We start from the raw sequence: 21862 nt of genomic DNA, 5'->3' as shown, positions 1-21862 counted from the left end.
TAAAAAGGGCGCTTCGCATTGAAGCGCCCAACCAGCACGGCTTTATCTCTTCAAAGCCGGTTCAGTTCGTTCCCGGTTCGCTCAAGCTTCGAGCGCCAGCGTCGCGAACGTGGCGAGCCAGTGCTCGCCCATGTAGTCGCCGGTCACATGCGGCAGCGCGCTGTGCAGATGACGCTCGGCCGCATCGAACAGCACGGTGCGACGCACGTCGCCGGCGGGCAGCGCACGCGCGAGCGCACGCTGGCACCACGCGCGGCTCAGATTGAGGCCGTCCAGATGCGCGATCTTGCCGTCGCTGCGATCGGTCACGGTGACGGGCTCGAACAGCGTCGCCGGTTTTTTCGCGCCGAGGTCCGGCAGGAAGCGTCCGAACCAGTCGGTGAACTGCGCCGACGGCAACACACGCCGCATCAACTCCGCTTCCATCAGCGACGGCGACAGGAACTCGTCGCCGGCCGGCTCCCATGCCTGACACGCGACGTCGTCCAGATACCAGCGCTCCGCGGTGCTGACGATCAGCGCCTCGAGCGATTCGCGCGAGGTTTGCCGAGCGAAATCGAGCGTCAGCGCGAGCGCGAACGCCATGTTGAAGTGCGTGCCGACGCGCAGCGGATAGGTTGCTTTCGGCAGGAACTCCGCGAAGCGCTCGACGAACGCCTCGGTGAGCGGCGCGAACGTCTTCGCCCAGCGCGCGGCTTCCGAGATTTTCATCGACTGCAACTGCGCGCCGAGCGTGAGCAGCCACGCCCAGCCATACGGCCGCTCGAAGCCGCGGTTGTGCGGCAGCTCCAGATACGCGAGTTCGCCGGCGACGTTCGCCGCGGTGAAATGCTCGTCGACCACGGCGACGATGCGCGCGGCCTCGGGCAGATCGGGGAAGCGTTCGAGCAGATGCAGGATCAGCCAGTAGCCGTGCACGCACGAATGCCAGTCGTAGCTGCCGTAGAAGATCGGATGCAAGGCGCGCGGACCCTGTACGTCCTGCGGTCCTCCAAGCGAGTGCGTGAGCTTGTTCGGATATTCGCGCGTGAGGTGGGCGAGCGCGACATTGGCGAATCTGGACGCGAATTCGCGGGTGAGCTGGGTGGTCATCGGCGGCTCCTCAGAAGCGGAATACGAACACGTACAACAGTATGGTGTTGACGATCAGCAATAGTAAAGCGGTTGGCCATTGCGCCTTGATCACGCCGTTCTGGTCCTTCAGTTCGAGCAGCGCGGCGGGGACGATGTTGAAGTTCGCCGCCATCGGCGTCATCAGCGTGCCGCAGAAACCAGATTCTTCGTTTCGACGAAGGGCGCGTACTTGAGCGTCAGCGTACCGACCAGCGTGATGAGAGCACGCGGCCGGTGGTGGCCGCATGCAGGCGCGAGATCAGATGCCGCGCCTGTTGCTTCAGACCGTTGCGTTCGAGCAGCGCGATGACCGACAGCGTGAGCCAGATCAGGCCCATGTAGCGGTTATCCGCGAATGCCTTGCCGAACGCGCTGACGATCTCCACCGTCTGCAAGCCGCCGGCTATCCAGGTCGCGACGCCCGCGATTATCGGGTAAACGCCGAGAAAGTGGCAGCATGTGCGGGAAACGATCAACCCGCGGTCATACCCTCCGCCGTCAACTGCCGCAACTGCTCCAGCAGCTTGACCGCCGGGCTCGGCAGAATCCCCTGGCGGCGCCGGAACGCGGTCAACGTGCGCCGCCCGACCACGCCTGGGACGCCGAGCGTATCGAACACGCCGGCCTTGCTTTCGGTCACGTACATCGTCGACGCCATCCAGCTCAGAAAGCCGGAACGCGCGACCAGGCTCTTCAGCGCCGTGACCGAGCGCGTTTCGACGACGACGTTCGGCAGTCCCAGCCCGCGCTCGGCAAACACGCTCTGCATGTGCTCGAACGGGCCGGTGCCGCGTGGCGGAATCGCCCAGCGTTCGCCCAGCGTGTCGGCGAGCGTGAGGTCGGGCTTGCGCCGCAGCGGATGATCGAGCGCGGCGACCACGTAGCTCGCGTCTTCCCAGCGGCAATCGGCAATCGCGGTGATCTCGTCGGTATCGGGCACGGCCATGCTGAGCGCGAGATCGATCTGACGTTTGACGAGCGCATCGGCGAGCCGGTCCCACACGCCCTCGATGATCTCCACGCGCAGGTTCGGCCATTTCGTCAACACGCCGCTCACCGCGAGCGGCAGCACGAGGCTCGCGATGCTGCCGACCGCGCCGACGCGGATCGTGCCGCGCGCGAGGCCGCGCATCGCGTCGATTTCCTCGCGCGCCTGTTCGGCTTCGCGTTGCAACAGGTTCGCGTGCGGCAGCAGCGCCTCGCCGACCGCGGTCAAATGCATGCCGCGCGAATGCCGCTCGAACAGCGGCGCGCCGACCTGTTCCTCGAGACGTCGGATGGTCCGGCTCAAGGCCGGCTGTGTGATGTGCAGCGCTTCGGCGGCGCGTCCGAGGCTGCCGCTCTCGACGATCACCGCGAACGCCTGCAGTTGTTGCAGGTTGTAAGTCATGCCGAAAGGTAATGCCTTTTTGCGAATTGGGCAATTTTCGGTTACCCCGGCGGCCGTGATAATGGTCATTCGATTTTTCGCGCTCACCAGACAGGAGACTTCGCATGACAAGCAGCGCGCCGCAGCAGAATCAGGCACACGCAATAGAACAGAGCACGCCGTGGACCGTACGCGACGCGGTCATCGACTTCGCGCGCCGCGTCGGCATGACGTCGATCTTCGCGAACCCGGGCTCGACCGAGCTGCCGATGTTCCGCGATTTCCCCGCGGATTTCCGCTACGTGCTCGGTCTTCAGGAAGCGGTCGTGGTCGGCATGGCCGACGGCTACGCGCAGACCACCGGCAACGCGGCGCTCGTGAACCTGCATTCGGCGGCGGGCGTCGGCAATGCGATGGGCAATATCTTCACGGCGTTTCGCAACCGCACGCCGCTCGTCGTCACCGCGGGTCAGCAGGCCCGCTCGATCCTGCCGTTCGAACCGTTCCTCGCCGCGACCCAGGCCACCGAATTGCCGAAGCCCTACGTGAAGTGGAGCATCGAGCCGGCTCGCGCGCAGGATGTGCCGCTCGCGATCGCACGTGCGTACGCGATCGCGATGCAGGAGCCGCGCGGTCCGGTATTCGTGTCGATTCCCGCCGACGACTGGGATCAGACTGCCGAGCGCGTGGCCGACCGCGAGGTCGCGCACATCATGCGTCCCGATCCGGCGATGCTCGAACGCATCGGCACGGTGCTCGACGCGTGCGAGCGGCCCGCGTTCGTGGTCGGTGGCGCGGTCGATCGCGCGGACGCGGCGGCTGAAGTCGTGCGCCTCGCGGAGCGGCATTCCGCGCGCGTCTACGTCGCGCCGATGACAGGACGTTGCAGCTTCCCCGAAACGCACCGGCTGTTCGCGGGCTTTTTGCCGGCGCTGCGTGAGCGCATCGTCGAGTTGCTCGGCGCGCACGACGCGATCTTCGTGATCGGCGCGCCAGCGTTCACGTATCACGTCGAAGGCAATGGTCCGCATGTGCCGCCGGGCTCGCGGCTGTGTCAGTTGATCGACGATCCGGGCATTGCCGCATGGACGCCGCAGGGCATCGCCGCGGTCGGCAACGTGCGGCTCGGCGTGCAGGATCTGCTCGCGCGCGCCGCGCCCAAAGCGCGCGAGTTGCCCGCGCCGCGCGCGGTGGCGCCGCGCGCGCTGCCGCCCGCGCGGGGCGAGCGGATGTCGGTCGCGTTCGCGTTGCAGACACTCGCCGAAGTGCGCGATCCCGATGGCATCGTCGTCGAGGAAGCGCCGAGCTCGCGGCCCATCATGCAGACCTATCTGCCGATCGCGCGCGCCGGCACGTTCCTGACGATGGACAGCGGTGGCCTCGGCTACGGCATGCCGGCGGCGGTCGGCGTCGCGCTTGCGCGGCCGGGCGAGCGCGTGATCGCGCTGATCGGCGACGGTTCGAGCATGTACTCGATCCAGGCGATCTGGAGCGCGGTGCAGATGCAGCTACCGATCACATTCGTGATCCTGAACAACACGCGCTACGCGGCGTTGCAGGATTTCGCGCCGGTGTTCGGTTTCGCGCCTGGCGAGACCGTGCAGGGCACGGACCTGCCGGGCCTCGACTTCGTGACGATCGCGGCGGGCATGGGTTGCCCTGGCGCGCGCGTCAGCGAGGCGGCTGAACTTGCCGACGTGTTGCGTCGCGCGCTGACCGACGGTGACGTGAAAAGCGGTCCCACGCTCGTCGAAGCGATCGTCGCGTAACGGCGCTTCCCATTCACGAAAAGGAGAGAGACCTACGATGAAAAACGTATCGATGCTGATCGGCGGCGAGCAGACACAGGCGCGCAACGGCGCGACCTTCGAGCGCCGCAGTCCGCTCGACGGCGAAGTCGCGACGCGCGCGCCGGCCGCGACCGTCGAAGATGCCGTCGCCGCCGCCGATGCCGCCGCGGCCGCATTTCCGGTGTGGTCCGCGCTCGGACCGAGCGAGACATGCGCATCTATCACGACGAATCGTTCGGGCCGGTCAAGCCGATCGTGCGCGTGCGTGGCGAGGAGGCCGCAATCGCGTGTGCGAACGACAACGAATACGGCCTGTCGGCGGCGGTGTTCAGCCGCGACACGGCGCGCGCGCTGAACGTCGCTAAATGCATCGAGTCGGGCATTTGTCACGTGAACGGCCCGACCGTGCACGACGAAGCGCAGATGCCGTTCGGCGGCGTGAAGGCAAGTGGCTTCGGCCGCTTCGGCGGCAAGGCGGGGATCGCGGAATTCACCGATCTGCGCTGGGTCACGCTGCAAACGACGCCGCGTCACTATCCGTTCCGATGAGGAGCGTCGCGATGGGCTCGCTGTTCGGCGGCCAGCTCGCCGAAGCGGGCCATCGCGTCGCACCGTACTGCCGACAGCAAAAAAAATCGAACAACGCGCGTGCAGCGCAAACAACGGAGACAGGTTCATGAGTTTCGTTCCTCCCGCTTCGGCCGCGGCCTCGACCGCGACCGCGCGCGACGACGCGGCGCCCGCCGGCATCGCGCGCGGCGGCAACACGGTCGACATCGGTCATGCACTCGACGACGGCCCCTACACGTTGCTGCAGAAAATCGCGGTGGTGCTCGCGGCGCTGTCGATCGTCGTCGACGGCTTCGACAGCCAGTTGATCGGCTTCGCGATTCCGATGCTGATCAAGGAGTGGGGCATCACGCGCAACGCGTTTGCGCCGGTGGTTGCGTCGGGGCTGGTCGGCATGGGTATCGGCAGCGCGTTCGCGGGGCTGTTCGCCGATCGCTTCGGCCGCCGCTGGGCGGTGATCGGCAGCGTGTTCGTGTTCGGCCTGGCGACCTGCGCGATCAGTCTCGCGCCGAACGTCGCGGCCATTGCGGCGCTGCGCTTTATCGCGGGGCTCGGCATCGGCGGCGCGCTGCCGACGTCGACCACGCTGACCGCCGAGTTCACGCCCGCGCGTTTTCGTACCTTCGCGGTGACGGCGACCATTCTGTGCGTGCCGCTGGGCGGTATGGTCGCCGGATTGTTCGCCGGCCAGGTGCTGCCGGTGTATGGCTGGCGCGGTCTGTTCGTAGCGGGTGGTGTGCTGCCGCTCGTGCTCGCCATCGTCCTGCTCGCGGCGCTGCCGGAATCGCCGCGTTTTCTGGCACGCCGTCCGCATCGCTGGCCCGAACTCGTGAAGCTGCTGCGGCGCATGGCGCGCGACGTGTCGGCCGATGCGAGCTTCACCGATGTGCGCGAACAAAGCGCTGAGAAACACGTCGGCTTTGCCGCGCTGTTCCGCGATGGCCGTTCGCGCGACACCGTCGCGATCTGGGGCGCGTTCTTCATGTGCCTGCTCGCCGTGTATGCGGCGTTCAGCTGGCTGCCGTCGATGCTGACGAGTGAGGGTTTGAGCGTGTCGCTCGCGGGCTATGGCCTGAGCGCGTACAACCTCGGCGGCGTAATCGGCGCGGTGCTGTGCGCGCTGGCGATCGGGCGCTACGGCTCGCGCTGGCCGCTGCTGCTGTGCTGCGCGGGCGGCGTCGCGAGTGCATGGATGCTGCTCGGCGTCGGCGCGACGAAGCATACGGCGTTGATGATCGTCGGTCTCGGCTTGCACGGGCTGTTCGTCAATGCGGTGCAATCGACGATGTACGCGCTGTGCGCATACGTCTATCCGACCAGCGTGCGGGCGACGGGCACCGCGTCGGCACTCGCGTTCGGCCGCGTCGGCGCGATTCTGAGCGCATTCGCTGGTGCCGCGGTGATCACGGCCGGTGGCGCGTCGGGCTATCTGCTGATGCTCGGTATCGCAATGGTCATCGTGCTGATCGCGCTGGCGGTGGTGCAGCGGCATATTCCGCGTCGAGGCGCCGCGAGCGCGCGCTGATCGACGCGACGTCTCTCGCGGTGCGTTCGTATCGCGAGGGACTTTTGCACGCGATCTGATTTTCCCCTTTGCAAGAACCTGTTTCTCGCGCATCGCGGCGGTTTCCACTTGCCCCATGCACGAGCGACGCTATCAACCTCGCTGAATATAAACGGGCAACGCCACTGCATTCGCCGCCGGATTGCCGGCCGCATTGGTCGGCAAATACTGTGTCTGAAACGCGGTAAACATCGCGGCAAACCCATCGGCGCGCTGCACGATCACCGCGCCGTCCTGGAACGCGCCGTTTTCGTTGTAATGCGGGCCGCGCGGATTGCCCTGATTCATGTGAGTCTCGTGAAGACCGTCCTTCTTCGGCAGAAACAGAAAGCCGAACCCATAGACCACGATGCCCGCGGTGGTCGGTGTCCAGAAATCGCGGTTGTGCAACTGGCCGCTGCCGTTGTCGTAGGGCAGACTTTGCGACGGCTTGCTTTCGTCGATGGTGAGGATTTCGTCGATGATGTCGTTGACGTCGGCGCGGTTGCCGTTTTGATCCTCGTAGGGGACGGGCCGCATGCGGTGAATGTCGAGCAGGCTGCTGTCCTGGAAGTAATCGAGCCGTGGAAAGCCGCTCGTGTAGAGGCCGAGGTTCAGGGGCTGCAGTTTCGCGGTGAGTGGATCGGCGAAGTTCAGATCGGCATAGAAGTACACGTCGTCGTTGCCGCTTGCGCCCGGTTGCGTCGACGCCGAATTGACGACGATGTTGAATGGTGTGTTGTCGTTGCCAGTCACCGTGATCACATAGTGCGGACTGCCTATATACGAATCTTTGAAGGGCGCCGCGCGCAGCAGTTTTCCCTTGAACATGCAGTATTCGTTCATGACTGAATGACCTTCTCGAAGTTGACGAACGGAAAGCGACGTATCCAAGCATACGGTGCTACACGTCGATAAACAACCGCGCCCGCTGTCATACGGTTGCAATGTTTTTATCCCACCGCTATTGCGGTGTGCGAGCAATCATCAACGAGCCGTAGCGAACCCGGCCGCCCATCGAGCCCATTCGACCAGCGCAAATGTCATGCCGCCGACGTCGATAACCGGCCATTCATAGCCATGGTTCGGCCGTTTCGGACACTTGTCAGTAATCAATCGCCCTATCGTGGACGCAATGCGTGCAGGCAGTCCGACGACAGCCAACTGTAATGCGAGCGACTCTCCATGTTCATGAAGGAACCCTAAGGTCTTACCGTTGTAACCAACGGTAAGGAGACGGCAAATGGCGACATTCCACCTGTCACAACGATGCAATAAGCTGTACCTACGACTTTCGATGTCAGCAGTTGCGGGAGCGGCCGCGCTCGCATTCGCTACGATGCCCACAGGGGTGTCTGCGGCAAGGGACGATCATGCGGCCCAGACCCTAACGCCAATCAAGCATGTGATCATCGTTGTCGGCGAAAACCGAACGTTCGACCACGTGTTCGGCACCTACCAACCCCCGCAAGGCCAATCAGTGTGGAATCTGCTGTCGCGGGGCATCGTCAATGCTGATGGTTCGCCGGGCCCGAACTTCAACAAGGCGCAGCAATACGAAGCGCAATTGGTTGGACCGGCAAAATTTGCGTTAGCCCCGCCGAACAAAACCTTGTACATGCCGCTGCCGGCCCCCAATACCGGCGGTGCGCCGACGGCGGCCAGCGACGCAAGTCCGCCACCTTTCGCGACTCACGATGCGGCCGCGCATGCCGAAGGCACGGCACTCGAGGCGTCCGACATCGATCAGTTGCTGAGCGGCGCGACAGGACTGCCGAAGGATGTAAAGGATTCGCGGGTGGCAAACTACAACGCGTTGCCGAGCGGTCCATATCTGTTGCAGCCGCCACTCTACGATGCGTACATGGGCGGTCCGGTGCACCGCTTCTATCAGGCGTGGCAGCAAGCGGATTGTGCCGTCGCACATGCGAGCCGCGAGAATCCGAGCGGGTGCCTCGGCGATCTGTTCGCCTGGGTGGAAACCACCATCGGCGCGGGCAGCAACGGCAAGCCGCAACCGACGCCATTTACCGATCAGACCACCGGCGAAGGCTCGAATGCGCTCGGCTTCTACAACGTGAACAACGGCGACATGCCGTACTTCACGAAACTGGCCCAGCAATACGCGATGAGCGATAACTATCACCAACCGGTGATGGGCGGAACCGGGGCGAACAGCATCATGATCGGTGCGGCTGATGCGTACTACTATACCGACGGCAGCGGCAATGCGGCAACGCCGCCGTCGGATCAGATCGAGAACCCTGATCCGTTGGCCGGCACCAACAATTGGTACACCCAGGACGGTTACTCGGGGGGCAGCTATAGCAACTGTTCGGACCCGGGCCAGCCCGGCGTCGGCGCGATCCGCCAATACCTTGAATCGCTGCCCTACGATCCCAAGCCGAACTGCGCGCCGAAGCACTATTACCTGCTCAACAATTACAACCCGGGATATAACGGCGACGGCACGGTGCTCGACACAACGAAGTCGCCGTTCACGATCCCCCCGTCACCCGTGCGCACCGTCGGAGACACGCTGCTTGATCGCAAGATCCCGTGGAAGTACTACGGGGAGGGCTGGAACAGCTTCATCAAGGATCCGTCGACAAGCGTCTACTGCAACATCTGCAATCCGTTCCTGTACGAGACGTCGATCATGACGAACAAGCACGTCCGGGACACACATCTTGCGGACTTGCCAGACCTGTACGCGGATATCCAGGCGGGCAAGCTGCCAGCTGTGTCGTTCGTGAAGCCTGGCGGACTGCTCGATGGGCATCCGACATCGTCGAAGTTTGGGCTTTACGAGGCATTCGTGCGAAAACTGGTCGACGCGGTGAAGAGCGATCCGAAGCTATGGGCCACTACGGCGATCCTCATCACCACCGACGAGGGCGGCGGCTACTACGATTCCGGCTATGTGCAGCCCGTCGACTACTTCGGTGACGGCTCGCGTATCCCGATGATCGCAGTGTCGAAGTATTCCGCTGGCGGGCGCATTTCGCACGGCTATGCGGATCACGCGTCATTGGTCAAGTTCATCGAACGCAACTGGGGGCTGCCACCGATTACCGGACGTAGTCGTGACAACTTGCCGAACCCGGTCCAGTACAGCGATAACCCATACGTGCCGGTCAATGCGCCCGCGATCGGCGACCTGTTCGATCTTTTCGACTTCGACCGGGACTCCGACACGCACGGGCATCATGACGGGTCGCAACCGGACCATGATGCAGGCAACGGCGGTAAGGGCTGGTGGCCTTTCTGACCATAACCTGGAACGCTCGCGCGACCGGTACAACGTAAAGTAGGACCGCCGCGCGTTCCGGCGGCGGTCACGGGGGGCAGATGATTGGTGCGATCCTGCGGCTGATGGGCGATTTGAAGGCTGTGCGGGCACTCGAGGGCTGAGGGAAACTGAATCGCAACCACGCAGTGCTATCGGATGCCCACCTGCCGCGCGGTCGCATCGATCGCCGCTTCTGCCTTCGAGACGATTTCGTCGATTTCCGGCCGGCTGACCACGAGCGGCGGCGACAGCAACATCCGGTCGCCGCTCGCGCGCATGATCAGATTGCCGTTGAAGCAGAAGTCGCGGCACATCGTACCGACATCGCCGCCATTCGCGAAGCGCTTGCGCCCGAGCGGCTTCTCGGCGAGTTGCACGCCCGCCACGAGGCCCGCGCCGCTGATCTCGCCAACGATAGGATGACCGGCGAACGTCTCACGCAGTTTGTTCTGAAAGTACGGACCCGTATCCGCTTTGACGCGCTCCACGATCCTCTCGTCGCGCAGCAGTTTCAGATTCGCAAGCGCGACGGCCGCCGCGACCGGATGCCCGGAGTAGGTGAGGCCATGATTGAAGTCACCGTTGTCGATCAGTGCGCGGGCGACGCGATCATGTAGACCGACAGCCCCCATCGGCACGTAACCGCTCGTCAGTCCCTTCGCGAGCGTGATCAGGTCCGGCTCGAAGCCGAAGTGCTGATGCGCGAACCATTCGCCGGTTCGGCCGAAGCCGCCGATCACTTCGTCCGCGACGAGCAGCACGTCGTACTTGCGGCAAATGCGCTCGATTTCCGGCCAATACGTGTCAGCCGGAAAAATCACGCCGCCCGCTCCCTGGAAAGGCTCACCGATAAATGCGGCGACATTGTCCGCACCGAGTTCGAGAATCTTCGCTTCGAGCTGCCCCGCGCGAGCCAGTGCGAATTCTTCCGCCGTCTGATCGCTTGCCGCTTCGCCGAAGAAATAGGGCTGATCGATATGTACGATGTTCTCGACTTTCGATGGCATCTGCTCGTGCATATAAGCCATGCCGCCGAGCGTGCCGCCCGCGATCGTCGACCCGTGATAAGCGTTTTTGCGCGCGATGACGAACTTCCTCGCGGGCTGTCGTTGCGTCGCCCAGTATTGATGGACGATGCGCAGCACGGTGTCGTTGCCTTCCGAGCCGCTGTTGCAGTAGAAGAAGTGATTGAATGGGGCGGGCGTCAGTTCGGCGAGCAGGGCAGACAGTTCAATCACGGGCGGATGCGTCGTCTTGAAGAACGTGTTGTAGTACGGCAGTTCCCGCATCTGCCGGAATGCGGCGTCGGCCAGTTCCTGGCGGCCGTAGCCGACGTTCACGCACCACAGTCCCGCCATGCCGTCGATGATCTTGTTGCCCTCCGAGTCCCACAGGTACACGCCTTGCGCCTTGACGATCACGCGAGAACCCGCGCGATTGAGCGAGCCCATATCCGAGAACGGATGGATGTGATGCGCGGCATCGAGCGCGCGGTATTCGGCGGTGCTGCGCGATGTGGCTTGCGAGGTCGGCGCGTCTTTCGTGCCGCCATGCTGCGACGTTTCCTTTTCCGCATACGTCACGTCTTCAGTCTTATAGCTCATACTGCCCTCCGTCTTTTCAAGGTTCTCATTGACCGATTGGCCCGCAGCACTCAAACGTGCAGCAGCAAGTGCCGGCGTTCCCACGAACTGATCACGCGGAAAAACGCTTCGTATTCGGTCTCTTTCAAGGCGAGATACGCTCGGACGAACTGCTCGCCGAGTACTTCGGCAATCGGCTCGCACGCGCTCATCGACGTCAAGCCTTCTTCGAGATTGCGCGGTAATTGATAGGGCAGGGCATAGCCGTCGCTCGCCAGCGGTTCGGTCGCGGCGAGCCGCTGCGTGATGCCGAGATAGCCCGCCGCCAAGGTCGCGGCAATCGCCAGATACGGATTGCAATCGACACCCGGAATCCGGTTCTCGATGCGGCGCGCGACCGGCGCGGAATGCGGAACCCGGAAGCCGACCGTGCGATTGTCATAACCCCACGCGACATTGATCGGCGCGGCCATGAAGCGCGACAGACGCCGGTACGAATTGATGTACGGCGCGAAGATCGGCATCAGCGCCGGCGTGTATTTCTGCAAGCCGGCGATAAAGCCGGTGAACAGCGAGGTCGGCTCGCCGTCGGCGGCGGTGAAGAGGTTGCGGCCGGTTTCCATATCGACGAGGCTTTGATGCATGTGCATCGCCGAGCCCGGCTCACCTTCCATCGGCTTCGCCATGAAAGTCGCGTACATCTTGTGACGCAACGCCGCTTCGCGCACGGTGCGCTTGAAGAGAAACACACTGTCCGCGAGCTTGAGCGGATCGCCGTGCATGAAGTTGATTTCCATCTGCGCGGCGCCGACTTCGTGTATCAGCGTATCGACTTCGAGTTCCTGCACGTCGCAGTACTCGTAGATGTCTTCGAACAACGGGTCGAATTCGTTGACCGCTTCGATCGAATACGCCTGGCGTCCGGTTTCCGCGCGACCCGTACGTCCGACCGGCGGTTGCAACGGCAGATCGGGATCGCGGTTCATGTCGACCAGATAGAACTCGAGCTCCGGCGCGATCACCGGTTTCCAGCCGCGCGCCTTATATAGATCGAGCACGCGCCGCAACACACAGCGCGGCGAGATTTCGACCGGGGTGCCGTCGAAATGCACGCAATCGTGAATCACCTGCGCGGTCGGGTCGACTGCCCACGGAATCATCCGGATCGTGCTCGCGTCGGGTACGCACACCATATCGGGATCGGTGACGCCGGTCAGCGAATCGCTTTGCGGATAGTCGCCGGTGACGGTCTGGATCATCACCGCCTGCGGCAGACGCATCGATTCGCCCGATTCGAACTTGCTGCGCGGAATGATCTTGCCGCGCGCGATGCCGGCCATGTCCGGAATAATTGCTTCGATTTCGGTGACATGATGCTTTTTCAAAAATTCGTCGATGTCATGCATGATTGTTCTCTCTGTTCTGGTCCGCGACCTGGGTCATGTGTGCAGGGTTTCGTGTATGCATGCGCGGGCGTTACTGACGCTGATTGCTTCGATCAGGCCGTCCGCCGCGAGGGCTTGGACCTCGAGGTCTACGCCCAGTCGCGCGATGCCCTGACCGTGCAATGAATTGACCCGCGCTTCGTGGGCGCAGCCCGCGAGGCGCTGCAGCATGCCGCCGCGCGTCAATACGATCGAATGCGATGCGGCGTATTGCGCGTCGAGCGAGTCGTCCTTGTTCCCGCGATGGTCGTTCAGTCCGCCGACCACGTGCGACGGATGAGCGCGGAGCATCGTTCTATCGGCGGTAATTCCTGCTATTGGTTGGTTTCGCATAACGAATAGGCGTGTCGATCGCACGCCGCACATCACGTGAACGGCGTTAAATAGCGCGCGCGGCGAGGTGGGAAAACGCGAAGGCGAGTCGACGCCAAGGCGAATCCGCGCAATAACGCGCAGCGCTTACCCGATTAGAAGCGGTTCGATTGAATCCGTCGCGATGCGCGGTGATCAGTCAGTGCCGCGCGGACGCAAGCAGCCAGTTCGCGAAAACGCGCGCAAACGGACGAATCGAGCAGCGAAAAGAGATGAAAGAGGAGAGGCGCTACGGCAGCAGCGAAGCGACTTCGTCTGTGCGCACCGCGATGAACGCGCGCGTGGAGAGGACGTTGCGGCGTCGAACGGAACGACGCGACAGGACTGTGATGACGGACAGAAAGCGGCGAAACGTAAGGCTGCCGTTGCTGCCGTCGGCGCTGGCGCCGTCAGCGCAAGTACAACGCGCCTGACTGCGATTCCAATTCACCAAAGGGCCTCGGACTCTCACGATGACACTCGACTGGCGTAGTTGAGGGTATTGAACGGCCTGTTTCGAATCCACAGCGGATATTGAAGAAACAGGACACGGGTTGATCGAGAAGAAACGGTACTAGACGGTAGTAGCTTAATTCGCCGCGCCGCCCACAAGATCTCCCACTAGCTAGGATATACGAGCTAAAAATGCCGTCAATTTATTTTTAGATTTTGGCAAAGCGGCATCGAGCGTGATGCCGCGTGTTTCGTCTACTGTTCATTCACTCCGCGAGACGTGCGCGCACCGTGTATTCGCCTTCGTTGCCCTTGTCTTCGAGCATGTGTGCCATCGCCATATTGAAGTCGGTCGGCAGTGGCTCGACCGGATAGCCGCGCTTTTCCCACGCATCGAGACCGCCCTTCAGCGCGCGCACATGATGAATGTTCTTCCGATGCAATTGCCTGACGATGCGCTTCGCGGTCGCTTCGTTGGGACACACGCAATAGACGACGATCGGCCGCTTCAGGTATTCCGGATGAATCGGATCGGGCGACTCGAGATCGAGCGGCCGGGCGCCGGCAATGCGGTGCGATTCCTTTTCGCGCACGGTGCTCGGGCGCGCGTCGAGAATCAGCGGCGGTTCGTTCGACTTCATCATCGCGTCGAGCTGATCGGGCGTAATGCGCGTATGCGCGAGCCAGCGACGAAACTGCAAGCGGCGCAGCCAGCGATACACCAGAACCGCCGCGAAGATCACCGCGAACGTATCGAAGATTGTGCCGCCGTTGTGTCGCACGAGCAGCATCATTTGCACGATCTGGTCGTGCAGGGCGCCGCCGCCGATCACCCGCGCGCGACCGACGAATGGGCGCGGCGCACGACGCGGCGCGGCCTGCATGCGCCGCGCGGCAAGTGGATCAAACCGGTGTGAGAAGCATGATTTGCCTCGCTTCAGGCGAGGCGGTCCGGGAAGAGGCCCGTTGGCTCACGCATCCTCGGACGGATCATAGGGCACCACGCGCTCATGCTCGTCCGCGTGATTGCGCGCGACGATCGCGCGCGCCGCGGCGTTCGCGTCGAGATTGAACGCCTGATGCGGCACGCCCGGCGGAATGAACAGGAAGTCGCCCGGCTCGGTGATGACCGACTCGCGCAAGCCCGGGCCGTAGCGCGTCTCGATCTTGCCTTCGAGCATATAGATCGCGGTCTCGTAGTCGGCGTGAAAGTGCGGCTCCGCATGGCCGCCAGGCGGGACCACGACCATGTACATCGACAGCCCGGTGCTGCCCGCGGTGCCCGCCGAAATGCCGACGAAATAGGGCAGCTGCTGCATCGTCGCCATTTCCCGTTCGGGGCGCACCTTGACCACCGGGGCCCGCGCGTCGTGCGTAACGTTTGACATGGTCGCTCCTTTCGTCGCCGCCGTGCCGGGCGGCTTCATGCATGCCGAACTGGAAGTCTAGACGATACGGGCGGCAATGTCGGATGGGATCGAGCGGACCTGGTGAAGCGCGGGCGACCGCGAAATCGCGTTGCTACAATGGTCGGCATACCCCGACAGAGATCACGGAGACAGCGCATGGCCACGCTTCAGCCCATCAGCCGCTACCCGGTCCCCGAGCCGAGCGAGTGGCCCGAAGACATCAGTGCCCGCATTCTCGAAGTGCAGGAGAAAGCGGGTTTCGTGCCGAACGTGTTTCTGACGCTCGCGCATCGGCCCGACGAATTCCGCGCGTTCTTCGCTTATCACGATGCGTTGATGCTGAAAGAAGGCGGTCTAACGAAAGGCGAGCGGGAGATGATCGTGGTCGCGACGAGCGCGGTCAACGATTGTCTTTACTGCGTGGTCGCCCACGGCGCGATTCTGCGCATCTACGAAAAAGCGCCGCTGCTCGCCGATCAGGTCGCGGTCAATCACCGCAAGGCCGACATCACGGACCGCCAGAAGGCGATGCTCGATTTCGCGCTGAAGGTGTGCCGCGCGTCGGGCACGGTCGACGAAGAAGACTTCCAGACACTGCGCGGCCACGGCTTCACCGATGAAGACATCTGGGACATCGCGGCAATCACCGCGTTTTTCGGGCTGTCGAACCGGATGGCCAACGTGATCTCGATGCGTCCGAACGACGAGTTCCATCTGATGGGGCGTGTGCCGAAAGCCGCGGCGGATGCACCGAAAAAGTAGCCTCGGCTGGAATCGCTTCAGCATCTCTATCGGCAATTCGCATCACGCCTGCGCGGGGCGAGATGAGCGCCGCGCGGGCGTCATCACCACGGTGTCGTCGATCGGGAAATGCAGCAGTGCCGCGATCAATCCCGCTGCGACCGTCGCTACCCATAGCAGTGAGTACGAGCCCGTCAGATCGAACACGAGGCCACCGAGCCACGCGCCGAGAAACGAGCCGATCTGATGGCTCAGAAAGCACACGCCGAACAGGCTGCCGAGGTGACGCGTGCCGAACACCTTGGCGACTAGCCCGCTCGTCAGCGGTACGGTGCCGAGCCACGTGAGGCCCATCACCGCCGCGAAAATCACCACGGACACAGCGCTTTTCGGCAGCGCGAAGAATGCGGCGATCGTCGCGCTGCGAATCAGATAAAGCCAGCCGAGCACATGATGTTGGCGGAACCGGCCGCCGAGCCAACCACATGCCCAACTGCCCGCCATGTTGAACAGGCCGATCAGCGCAAGCGCGGTGGCGCCCAGCCCGATCGGCATATGACACAGCGTCAGATACTCGGGCAGATGCGTCGCGATGAACGCGAGCTGAAAGCCGCAGGTGAAGAAGCCGAGCGTCAGCAAGCGGTAGCCGCGATGGCGCATCGCCTGTGACAGAACCTCGCGCAGCGGCGCCGCGGGCGCGTCCTCGAACCGCGCCTGAGCCGTCGCGTGGATCGGCGCACGCCGGTCGAGCACGATGCCGAGCGGCGCGATCAGCAGCATGGCGAAAGCGAGCACGAATAGCGATGTCGCGATGCCCGAATGCAGCCGGATGCCTTGTACGAGCGGCACCATCAGCACCTGTCCGGCGGAGCCGCCGGCGCTGACGAGCCCCATCGCGACGCTGCGCTTCTCCGGCGACGCAACGCGGCCGACCGCTGGCAACACCACGCCGAAGGTCGTGCAGCTCACGCCGATGCCGACCAGCAATCCCATGCCGGTCACCAGCAGCGCACCGCTCGGGGCGACCGCCGACAGCGCGAGGCCGGCCGCGAACGTCGAAGCGCCGAACGCGACGACCGGCGCCGAGCCATAGCGATCGGCGGCCGCGCCCGCGAACGGCTGCGCGAAGCCCCACACGAGGTTGTGCAGCGCGATCGCGAAAGCGATCAGCGTGACCGGCAGACCGCGGTCGAACGAGAACGGGCCGATGAACAGGCCGAAGGTCTGGCGGATGCCCATCGCGGCGCTCAGGATCAGCGCACCGGCGATGATCACGAGCGTCGTGGTGACGGTCGTCGCGGGAGCGAGGGTGGGGGCGGGTTGCTTGCTATGGGTCGTCGACATGGCGGCTCCTCCTTGGCCACCATCCTTGCAGCCCGCCGCGCAGCCGGCAAAGGAAAAGATTTCGACGACAGGTGAGTGTGGCTCACCTATGCGCTGCTACGTTCGTCCGCCGCCGCGTCCGCATGCGCGTCGAAGGCCGCCGCCTCGTCGACGAGCCAACGTTTGAAATCGGCGAGCTCGGGCCGCCGGATCGCGCTGTCCGCATTCTCCGCGCTGACCAGCCAGTAGGCGGTGGTCGATGCGACGGTGGCCGCGCAAGCCTCGAGCAGCGCGCCGCTCGCCAGATCGCCGTCGACCAGCGGCTTGCGGCCGAGCGCGACGCCGAGGCCCATGCTGGCCGCCTCGAAGGCGAGCTGGATCGTGTCGACGTGCAAGCCGCCGCCTGTATCGATGCCGCCGGTGCCGGTCGCGTCGAGCCACACCTGCCAGTCTTCACTCGCGGCGTTCACGTGAATCAGTGTCGCGCGTCGCAGGCTCGGGACACCGTGCTCGTCGCGCAGCGTTTCCAGATAAGCAGGGCTGCACACGGGCACGAAGCGCTCGCCGAACAGGCGCGTCCATGCCGTGCCGGCGACCGGCGCGCGACTCATGCGGATCGCAAAGTCGAAGCCGTCGACCGGAAAGCCGACCTGGCGACGCGACGTGTCCACGCTCACGACGACATGCGGCCAGCGCGCGCGAAAACCGGCGAGGCGCGGCAGCAGCCAGCGCGACGCGAAGGTCGGCGCGCAGCTGAGCGCGATCGGCCGATCCGCGCGATGATTGGGCAGACGTTGCGTGCCGATCGCGATCAGCGAAAACGCCTCGGAGACGTACGACAGATAATCCGCGCCAATCGCCGTTAGCGAGATGCCGCGCGGCTCGCGCACGAACAGTTCGACGCCGAGCGCTCCCTCGAGTCCGACGATGCCGTGACTGATCGCGCTCGGCGTGACGTTCAGCTCGGCGGCGGCGAGCTTGAAACTTTGATGCCTGCCGGCCGCTTCGAAAAAGCGAAGCGCGGGCAGGGGTGGCAGACGAAGCGGCATGTGCGTTCCCCAAGGCGCCGCGTCGTGCGTGGCGCGCGTGCCGGGTGGTGTTGGCGGGTGTAATGGGCTTGCTGTTTGGCGCAAGCATACCTTGCGCCGGCGCTTGGCGACTGGGTGGTCAAACCGCCGGCAAAATCGCCGCAAAAAGCCGCCGCTGCAAAATCATGGCGAGGCCTGTCGATTTTCCGCGGCCTCGTTCGTCGTCCCTACAGGAAGGGCGGCAAAGCGACGATGCCCGCTCGTCTTCCGTCCGTTTTTCTGACGATTTCTCACAAGGAGATGACTGATGAACGACGCAAACACTTCGATGCATACGCTGAAACCGGCCCGCGAACTGGCCGACTTGCCCTCGCGCTTTCCGGGCGAGAGCCCCGCATATCGACGCGCGCGCAACGCGTTGCTCGCCGAGGAGATCGAGCTGCGCCGCCGGATCGAGCGTGTCGCCGCGCAGCGTCGCGCGCTGCCGGCGGGCGGCGTCGTGCCGGAGGATTACCGCTTCGACGGCGAAGCGGGTCCGGTCACGCTATCGCAGATGTTCGGCGCGCACGACACGCTCGTGACCTACAACTGGATGTTCGGACCGCAACGCGCGCGGCCGTGCCCGATGTGCACGTCGCTACTGAGCGCGTGGGACGGCGAAATGCCCGATATCCTGCAGCGCGTCGCGTTCGTGGTGGTCGGCCGCTCGCCGATCGACAGGCTCGTCGCGTTCAAGCAGGAGCGCGGCTGGCGGCATCTGCGGCTGTATTCGTCGGGCGGCAACACGTTCAATCGCGATTACGCGGCCGAAGATCCCGCCGGCGACGACCTTCCCGCGCTGAACGTATTCACGCGCACGGGCGGCGTCGTGCGGCACTTCTGGGCCGAGGAGATGGGGCCGTCGACGTCGGACCCCGGACAGGACCCGCGCGGCGCGCCCGATCCGATGCCGTTGTGGACGATCCTCGACATGACGCCGGGCGGCCGTGGCACCGACTGGTATCCGAAGCTGGCGTATTGAGCGGCGCTGCCATGGAGCGATCGAGCGCTACGAATGCGTCTGCGCCGCGTGGCTCTGGGCGAGCGCGGTCCACAGAAACGTGCCGACCGCGCTCGCCCGCATCGGCAGGCTGAACAGATAGCCCTGCACCGCGCGCGCGCCGAGCGCCTTCACGACCTGGGCCTGCAACGGTGTTTCGAGTCCTTCGACCACGCATTCGAGCCCGAGGTTGCGGCATAGGTCGATCACGGATTTGATGATCTTCTTCGAGGCGCTGTTGGTATCGACGTCGCTCACGAAGCTGCGGTCGATCTTGATCGCGTCGAATGGCAGCCGATGCACGTAGCTGAGGCTCGAATAGCCGGTGCCGAAATCGTCGAGCGACAGCCGGCAGCCGGCCTGCTTCAGCATCGTCATCGCGGTGTGCGCCTGCTCGAAATCGCGCGTCAACGCGGTTTCGGTCATTTCGAACGTCACGCGATGCGGCGACACGCCGCTTGCCGCGACGATGTCGATCAGGCGGCGCGCGCGCGCCGACGTCGAGATATCGATCGCGGACAGGTTGAACGACAGATACAGATCGGCGGGCCAGTGCGCGACCTCGGCGAGCGCCTGGCGCAGCAGCACGTCGGTGATGCCGAGGATCAGCTCGGTCCGCTCTGCAATCCGAATGAATTCCTCCGGCCTGACCATGCCGAGCCGCGCGTTGTGCCATCGACCGAGCGCTTCGAGGCCGATCGGCCGGCGCGTGAGCAGATCGTAGATCGGCTGGAACTCGAGGAACAGCTCCGCTTCGAGGTCCGCATGGCGCAGCTCCTGCGTGACGAGGCTTAGACGCCGCATCTGCGTTTCGTGTTCGGTCGAGAAAATCACCGGCATGCCGCGGCGGTTTTCCTTGCCGACGTAGAGCGCGGCGTCGGCGCGTTCGAACACCTGCGCGACCGTCGAGCCCGCGTCGGGAAACGCGGCCCAGCCGATCGTGCCCGACAGCTCCGCGACATTGTCAGCGACTTGATAAGGCTGGCTGAGCGCATCGCAGATACGCAGCCCCAACTCGACCAGCGCTTCGTTCGACACCTTGTGGCGCACGAGCACCCCGAATTCATCGCCGCCCAGACGCGCGAACATCAGGCCCGTTTCGCCGATCAACACGAGCCGCGTGCCGACTTCCTGCAGCACGAGGTCGCCGCTCGCGTGACCGTAAATGTCGTTGACCTGCTTGAAGCCGTCCAGATCGATGAGGCCGACGTTGAAGCCGCCACCGGTTTCGAGCGCCTGCTCCGATATCGCGCTCAGCGCCGCGAAGAAACTGCGCCGGTTCGGCAGGCCGGTCAGACTGTCGATGCTGGCGAGCCGGTAGTTGTCGTCGCTGAGCCGTTGGGTGTTGTGCTGGCTTGCCTGCAGTTCGCGTTGCGCGTGCACCGCGTCTGCAAACGTGCGCCAGTAAAGCTGGATGATCGCCGCGAGCGCGACGCCGACCAGCGCCATGTCGACGGCCATCGCGAAGAACACCGGCGAGCCGCTCGACACGAGGAAGCCGGAGAAACTCAGGATGACGATGCAAAGCAGCAGAAGTGCGGGCTTGCGCAGATGGATCAGGCAGAACATGCTGCCGACCAGCGTCGTCGCCATATAGAACGCGACCTGCCCCTGCTGGTAGGCGGTGCCGTACGGAAACAGCAGCACCGACCAGCCGCTGAACGCGACGCCGAACACGCCGACGATCCATGTCACGCCGCGCAATTCGCGGACCGCCTGAGCGTCCGTCATCTTATGGTTGCGTTTGCGCCACCAGCGCACGCAGCGAAACACACACAGCGCGCCGAGCGTGCCGGGCACATATATCGACAGCCAGGCCGGTGCGCTGTCCAGATGCGTCGCCGCCACCGCCGCCGTGTTGACGAGCAGGATGAAGTAGAGAAGCGGTACCTGGCGGCGGAACGCGTGCAACTGCGCACGCATCAGCTCCCGGTCACCCTCGGCGACCGACAGTACCTTCTTCAATCTCGCAAGCCAAGCCATCGCCATCCCTTTAACGTTTGCGCGCTAAACGCAGCTGTTTATATCGGCGCGAGGCTGATTAACTTGAGCGCTCAAAGGGGTAACGGAGCATCGCAGTCAAGGGTCCGTGAACCCGGCTGCGCGCTTACGGATAGTCGGGCGGTAAGTACTACCTGGCGGCGCGTGTCGGCGGCGCTGGAACCAGACGTTTGTGCCGGATGCCGATCGCGAGTCTCGAGCAAAAGGCGGCCTTCGCGCATGCTCACAGCGTGGGGCACGACAGCACCCGCTGCGGCCGCATGGCGGTGCCGGGCTGGCCGGCCGGCGCGGGCGTGCCACGCGGCGCGGCCGAGACGAGCCGGACCGCGTCGGCGCCAGCATTCGCGAGCACGTATTTTTCCGGGCTGTCATCCGGCTGCCAGTACGCGCGAAACACGTCGCCGTCGCTGAACACGAGCAGCTTGCCGTGCACGGTTTTTCCGCCGCCGAGGAAGTCGACCGGTTCGCCGTCGCGTAGCGAAAAGCTCTGCGCGGCGCTGGAGTTCGTCGCACCGACGAGGGTCGCGCACGCGTTGTCGTCGGCCGCGGCCGCCGCCGACGACAACGCGGCGAGCAGCGCGCATGTTGCAAAGTGGCGAATTCTCACTTCTTTATGTCTTGCCGATAGTTAACTTGTGACATGTGTCGCAAATGGCGCGCCCGCGCATCGCGAAAAGGGCTATCGTCATCGGGAAGCCGGCGCGGGATCGCGTAACGCGACCTAAAGTACTGAAATTGCAACGGATTGTGATGCGCGGCGAACGCTCATGAGGCGGCGCGCGCGCATAAGCTCGCGATTCTTATGGCAGTTT

General features: G+C 64.1%; 17 protein-coding genes and 6 pseudogenes. 8 read left to right on the top strand and 15 right to left on the bottom strand.

Features of this window, described 5'->3' with window-relative positions; genetic code table 11:
- Nucleotides 1-81: 81 nt before the first annotated feature.
- From OKW30_RS34270 to OKW30_RS34255, 4 genes and pseudogenes are all read right to left on the bottom strand, one after another.
- Nucleotides 82-1092, bottom strand: coding sequence for a DUF2891 domain-containing protein (locus OKW30_RS34270; RefSeq protein WP_429348821.1), 1011 nt, complete (start codon nucleotides 1090-1092; stop codon nucleotides 82-84).
- A gap of 10 nt (nucleotides 1093-1102) precedes the next feature.
- Nucleotides 1103-1276: pseudogene (locus OKW30_RS34265) on the bottom strand (5-oxoproline transporter, DUF979 family subunit); the annotation flags it as partial.
- A gap of 58 nt (nucleotides 1277-1334) precedes the next feature.
- Nucleotides 1335-1541: pseudogene (locus tag OKW30_RS34260) on the bottom strand (5-oxoproline transporter, DUF969 family subunit); the annotation flags it as partial.
- A gap of 44 nt (nucleotides 1542-1585) precedes the next feature.
- Nucleotides 1586-2503, bottom strand: coding sequence for a LysR family transcriptional regulator (locus tag OKW30_RS34255; RefSeq protein WP_187626457.1), 918 nt, complete (start codon nucleotides 2501-2503; stop codon nucleotides 1586-1588).
- 104 nt (nucleotides 2504-2607) lie between these two features.
- Between OKW30_RS34255 and mdlC the strand changes: the two genes are divergently transcribed.
- From mdlC to OKW30_RS34235, 4 genes and pseudogenes are all read left to right on the top strand, one after another.
- Entirely contained in the window at nucleotides 2608-4251 is a 1644-nt protein-coding gene (gene mdlC / locus OKW30_RS34250; protein WP_429348820.1) for a benzoylformate decarboxylase, read from the top strand.
- A gap of 37 nt (nucleotides 4252-4288) precedes the next feature.
- Nucleotides 4289-4426 (top strand): annotated as a pseudogene (locus OKW30_RS34245) (hypothetical protein); the annotation flags it as partial.
- A 56-nt stretch (nucleotides 4427-4482) separates the two neighbouring features.
- Nucleotides 4483-4821, top strand: a pseudogene (locus OKW30_RS34240) (aldehyde dehydrogenase family protein); the annotation flags it as partial.
- A 127-nt stretch (nucleotides 4822-4948) separates the two neighbouring features.
- Entirely contained in the window at nucleotides 4949-6367 is a 1419-nt protein-coding gene (locus OKW30_RS34235; RefSeq protein WP_429348819.1) for an MFS transporter, read from the top strand.
- 132 nt (nucleotides 6368-6499) lie between these two features.
- Here the strand turns inward: OKW30_RS34235 and OKW30_RS34230 are convergent, their stop codons facing one another.
- Complete coding sequence (locus OKW30_RS34230) at nucleotides 6500-7231, bottom strand: DUF2278 family protein (RefSeq protein WP_429348818.1); 732 nt, start codon at nucleotides 7229-7231, stop codon at nucleotides 6500-6502.
- Between the two features lie 559 nt (nucleotides 7232-7790).
- Here OKW30_RS34230 and OKW30_RS34225 point away from each other — a divergent pair.
- Nucleotides 7791-9656 (top strand): alkaline phosphatase family protein, encoded by a 1866-nt coding sequence (locus tag OKW30_RS34225; protein ID WP_429348817.1) that lies wholly within the window; start codon nucleotides 7791-7793, stop codon nucleotides 9654-9656.
- Nucleotides 9657-9826: 170 nt separating this feature from the next.
- Here OKW30_RS34225 and OKW30_RS34220 read toward each other — a convergent pair whose 3' ends face one another.
- From OKW30_RS34220 to OKW30_RS34200, 5 genes and pseudogenes are all read right to left on the bottom strand, one after another.
- Nucleotides 9827-11281 (bottom strand): aspartate aminotransferase family protein, encoded by a 1455-nt coding sequence (locus OKW30_RS34220; protein WP_429348816.1) that lies wholly within the window; start codon nucleotides 11279-11281, stop codon nucleotides 9827-9829.
- Nucleotides 11282-11331: 50 nt separating this feature from the next.
- Nucleotides 11332-12666, bottom strand: a complete 1335-nt coding sequence (locus OKW30_RS34215; protein ID WP_184032116.1) for a glutamine synthetase family protein — start codon at nucleotides 12664-12666, stop codon at nucleotides 11332-11334.
- A 60-nt stretch (nucleotides 12667-12726) separates the two neighbouring features.
- Nucleotides 12727-12975, bottom strand: a pseudogene (locus OKW30_RS34210) (gamma-glutamyl-gamma-aminobutyrate hydrolase family protein); the annotation flags it as partial.
- Nucleotides 12976-13306: 331 nt separating this feature from the next.
- Complete coding sequence (locus OKW30_RS34205) at nucleotides 13307-13510, bottom strand: hypothetical protein (protein WP_429348815.1); 204 nt, start codon at nucleotides 13508-13510, stop codon at nucleotides 13307-13309.
- Nucleotides 13511-13775: 265 nt separating this feature from the next.
- Nucleotides 13776-14342, bottom strand: a pseudogene (locus OKW30_RS34200) (rhodanese-like domain-containing protein); the annotation flags it as partial.
- Here OKW30_RS34200 and OKW30_RS34195 point away from each other — a divergent pair.
- Entirely contained in the window at nucleotides 14304-14426 is a 123-nt protein-coding gene (locus OKW30_RS34195; protein ID WP_429292547.1) for a hypothetical protein, read from the top strand. The pseudogene OKW30_RS34200 and the gene OKW30_RS34195 overlap by 39 nt on opposite strands.
- Before the next feature lie 54 nt (nucleotides 14427-14480).
- Here the strand turns inward: OKW30_RS34195 and OKW30_RS34190 are convergent, their stop codons facing one another.
- Nucleotides 14481-14897 (bottom strand): cupin domain-containing protein, encoded by a 417-nt coding sequence (locus OKW30_RS34190; RefSeq protein WP_187616330.1) that lies wholly within the window; start codon nucleotides 14895-14897, stop codon nucleotides 14481-14483.
- Nucleotides 14898-15074: 177 nt separating this feature from the next.
- Here OKW30_RS34190 and OKW30_RS34185 point away from each other — a divergent pair, with 177 nt between their 5' ends.
- On the top strand, nucleotides 15075-15680 hold the full coding sequence (locus tag OKW30_RS34185; RefSeq protein WP_429348814.1) for a peroxidase-related enzyme: 606 nt from the start codon (nucleotides 15075-15077) through the stop codon (nucleotides 15678-15680).
- A 42-nt stretch (nucleotides 15681-15722) separates the two neighbouring features.
- On the opposite strand, the gene OKW30_RS34180 is transcribed toward OKW30_RS34185, so the two are convergent.
- Nucleotides 15723-17003: an MFS transporter gene (locus OKW30_RS34180; RefSeq protein ID WP_429348813.1), complete on the bottom strand. Its 1281-nt coding sequence runs from the start codon at nucleotides 17001-17003 to the stop codon at nucleotides 15723-15725.
- Nucleotides 17004-17089: 86 nt separating this feature from the next.
- A complete protein-coding gene (locus tag OKW30_RS34175; RefSeq protein WP_429348812.1) occupies nucleotides 17090-18031 on the bottom strand; it encodes a LysR substrate-binding domain-containing protein in 942 nt (313 codons plus the stop codon).
- A 286-nt stretch (nucleotides 18032-18317) separates the two neighbouring features.
- Between OKW30_RS34175 and OKW30_RS34170 the strand changes: the two genes are divergently transcribed.
- Entirely contained in the window at nucleotides 18318-19031 is a 714-nt protein-coding gene (locus OKW30_RS34170) for a DUF899 family protein (RefSeq protein ID WP_187626466.1), read from the top strand.
- A 27-nt stretch (nucleotides 19032-19058) separates the two neighbouring features.
- On the opposite strand, the gene OKW30_RS34165 is transcribed toward OKW30_RS34170, so the two are convergent.
- Entirely contained in the window at nucleotides 19059-21032 is a 1974-nt protein-coding gene (locus OKW30_RS34165; RefSeq protein ID WP_429348811.1) for a putative bifunctional diguanylate cyclase/phosphodiesterase, read from the bottom strand.
- Nucleotides 21033-21273: 241 nt separating this feature from the next.
- Nucleotides 21274-21657: a hypothetical protein gene (locus tag OKW30_RS34160; protein WP_429348810.1), complete on the bottom strand. Its 384-nt coding sequence runs from the start codon at nucleotides 21655-21657 to the stop codon at nucleotides 21274-21276.
- Nucleotides 21658-21862: the final 205 nt, after the last annotated feature.

Origin of the sequence: Paraburkholderia sp. Clong3 (genome assembly GCF_050436485.1) — a bacterium.
Classification (GTDB): Bacteria; Pseudomonadota; Gammaproteobacteria; order Burkholderiales; family Burkholderiaceae; genus Paraburkholderia; species Paraburkholderia tuberum.
The sequence above is the reverse complement of the archived record's forward strand: the minus strand, read 5'-3'. Positions and strand labels throughout refer to the sequence as shown.

Excerpts from the sequence above, each read along its gene's own strand:
- mdlC (WP_429348820.1), top strand. The coding sequence starts at position 2,608 with ATGACAAGCAGCGCGCCGCAGCAGAATCAGGCACACGCAATAGAACAG.
- OKW30_RS34220 (WP_429348816.1), bottom strand. The coding sequence starts at position 11,281 with ATGAGCTATAAGACTGAAGACGTGACGTATGCGGAAAAGGAAACGTCG.
- OKW30_RS34185 (WP_429348814.1), top strand. The coding sequence starts at position 15,075 with ATGGCCACGCTTCAGCCCATCAGCCGCTACCCGGTCCCCGAGCCGAGC.
- OKW30_RS34215 (WP_184032116.1), bottom strand. The coding sequence starts at position 12,666 with ATGCATGACATCGACGAATTTTTGAAAAAGCATCATGTCACCGAAATC.
- OKW30_RS34270 (WP_429348821.1), bottom strand. The coding sequence starts at position 1,092 with ATGACCACCCAGCTCACCCGCGAATTCGCGTCCAGATTCGCCAATGTC.
- OKW30_RS34175 (WP_429348812.1), bottom strand. The coding sequence starts at position 18,031 with ATGCCGCTTCGTCTGCCACCCCTGCCCGCGCTTCGCTTTTTCGAAGCG.
- OKW30_RS34180 (WP_429348813.1), bottom strand. The coding sequence starts at position 17,003 with ATGTCGACGACCCATAGCAAGCAACCCGCCCCCACCCTCGCTCCCGCG.
- OKW30_RS34255 (WP_187626457.1), bottom strand. The coding sequence starts at position 2,503 with ATGACTTACAACCTGCAACAACTGCAGGCGTTCGCGGTGATCGTCGAG.
- OKW30_RS34165 (WP_429348811.1), bottom strand. The coding sequence starts at position 21,032 with ATGGCTTGGCTTGCGAGATTGAAGAAGGTACTGTCGGTCGCCGAGGGT.
- OKW30_RS34230 (WP_429348818.1), bottom strand. The coding sequence starts at position 7,231 with ATGAACGAATACTGCATGTTCAAGGGAAAACTGCTGCGCGCGGCGCCC.
- OKW30_RS34170 (WP_187626466.1), top strand. The coding sequence starts at position 18,318 with ATGAACGACGCAAACACTTCGATGCATACGCTGAAACCGGCCCGCGAA.
- OKW30_RS34235 (WP_429348819.1), top strand. The coding sequence starts at position 4,949 with ATGAGTTTCGTTCCTCCCGCTTCGGCCGCGGCCTCGACCGCGACCGCG.
- OKW30_RS34190 (WP_187616330.1), bottom strand. The coding sequence starts at position 14,897 with ATGTCAAACGTTACGCACGACGCGCGGGCCCCGGTGGTCAAGGTGCGC.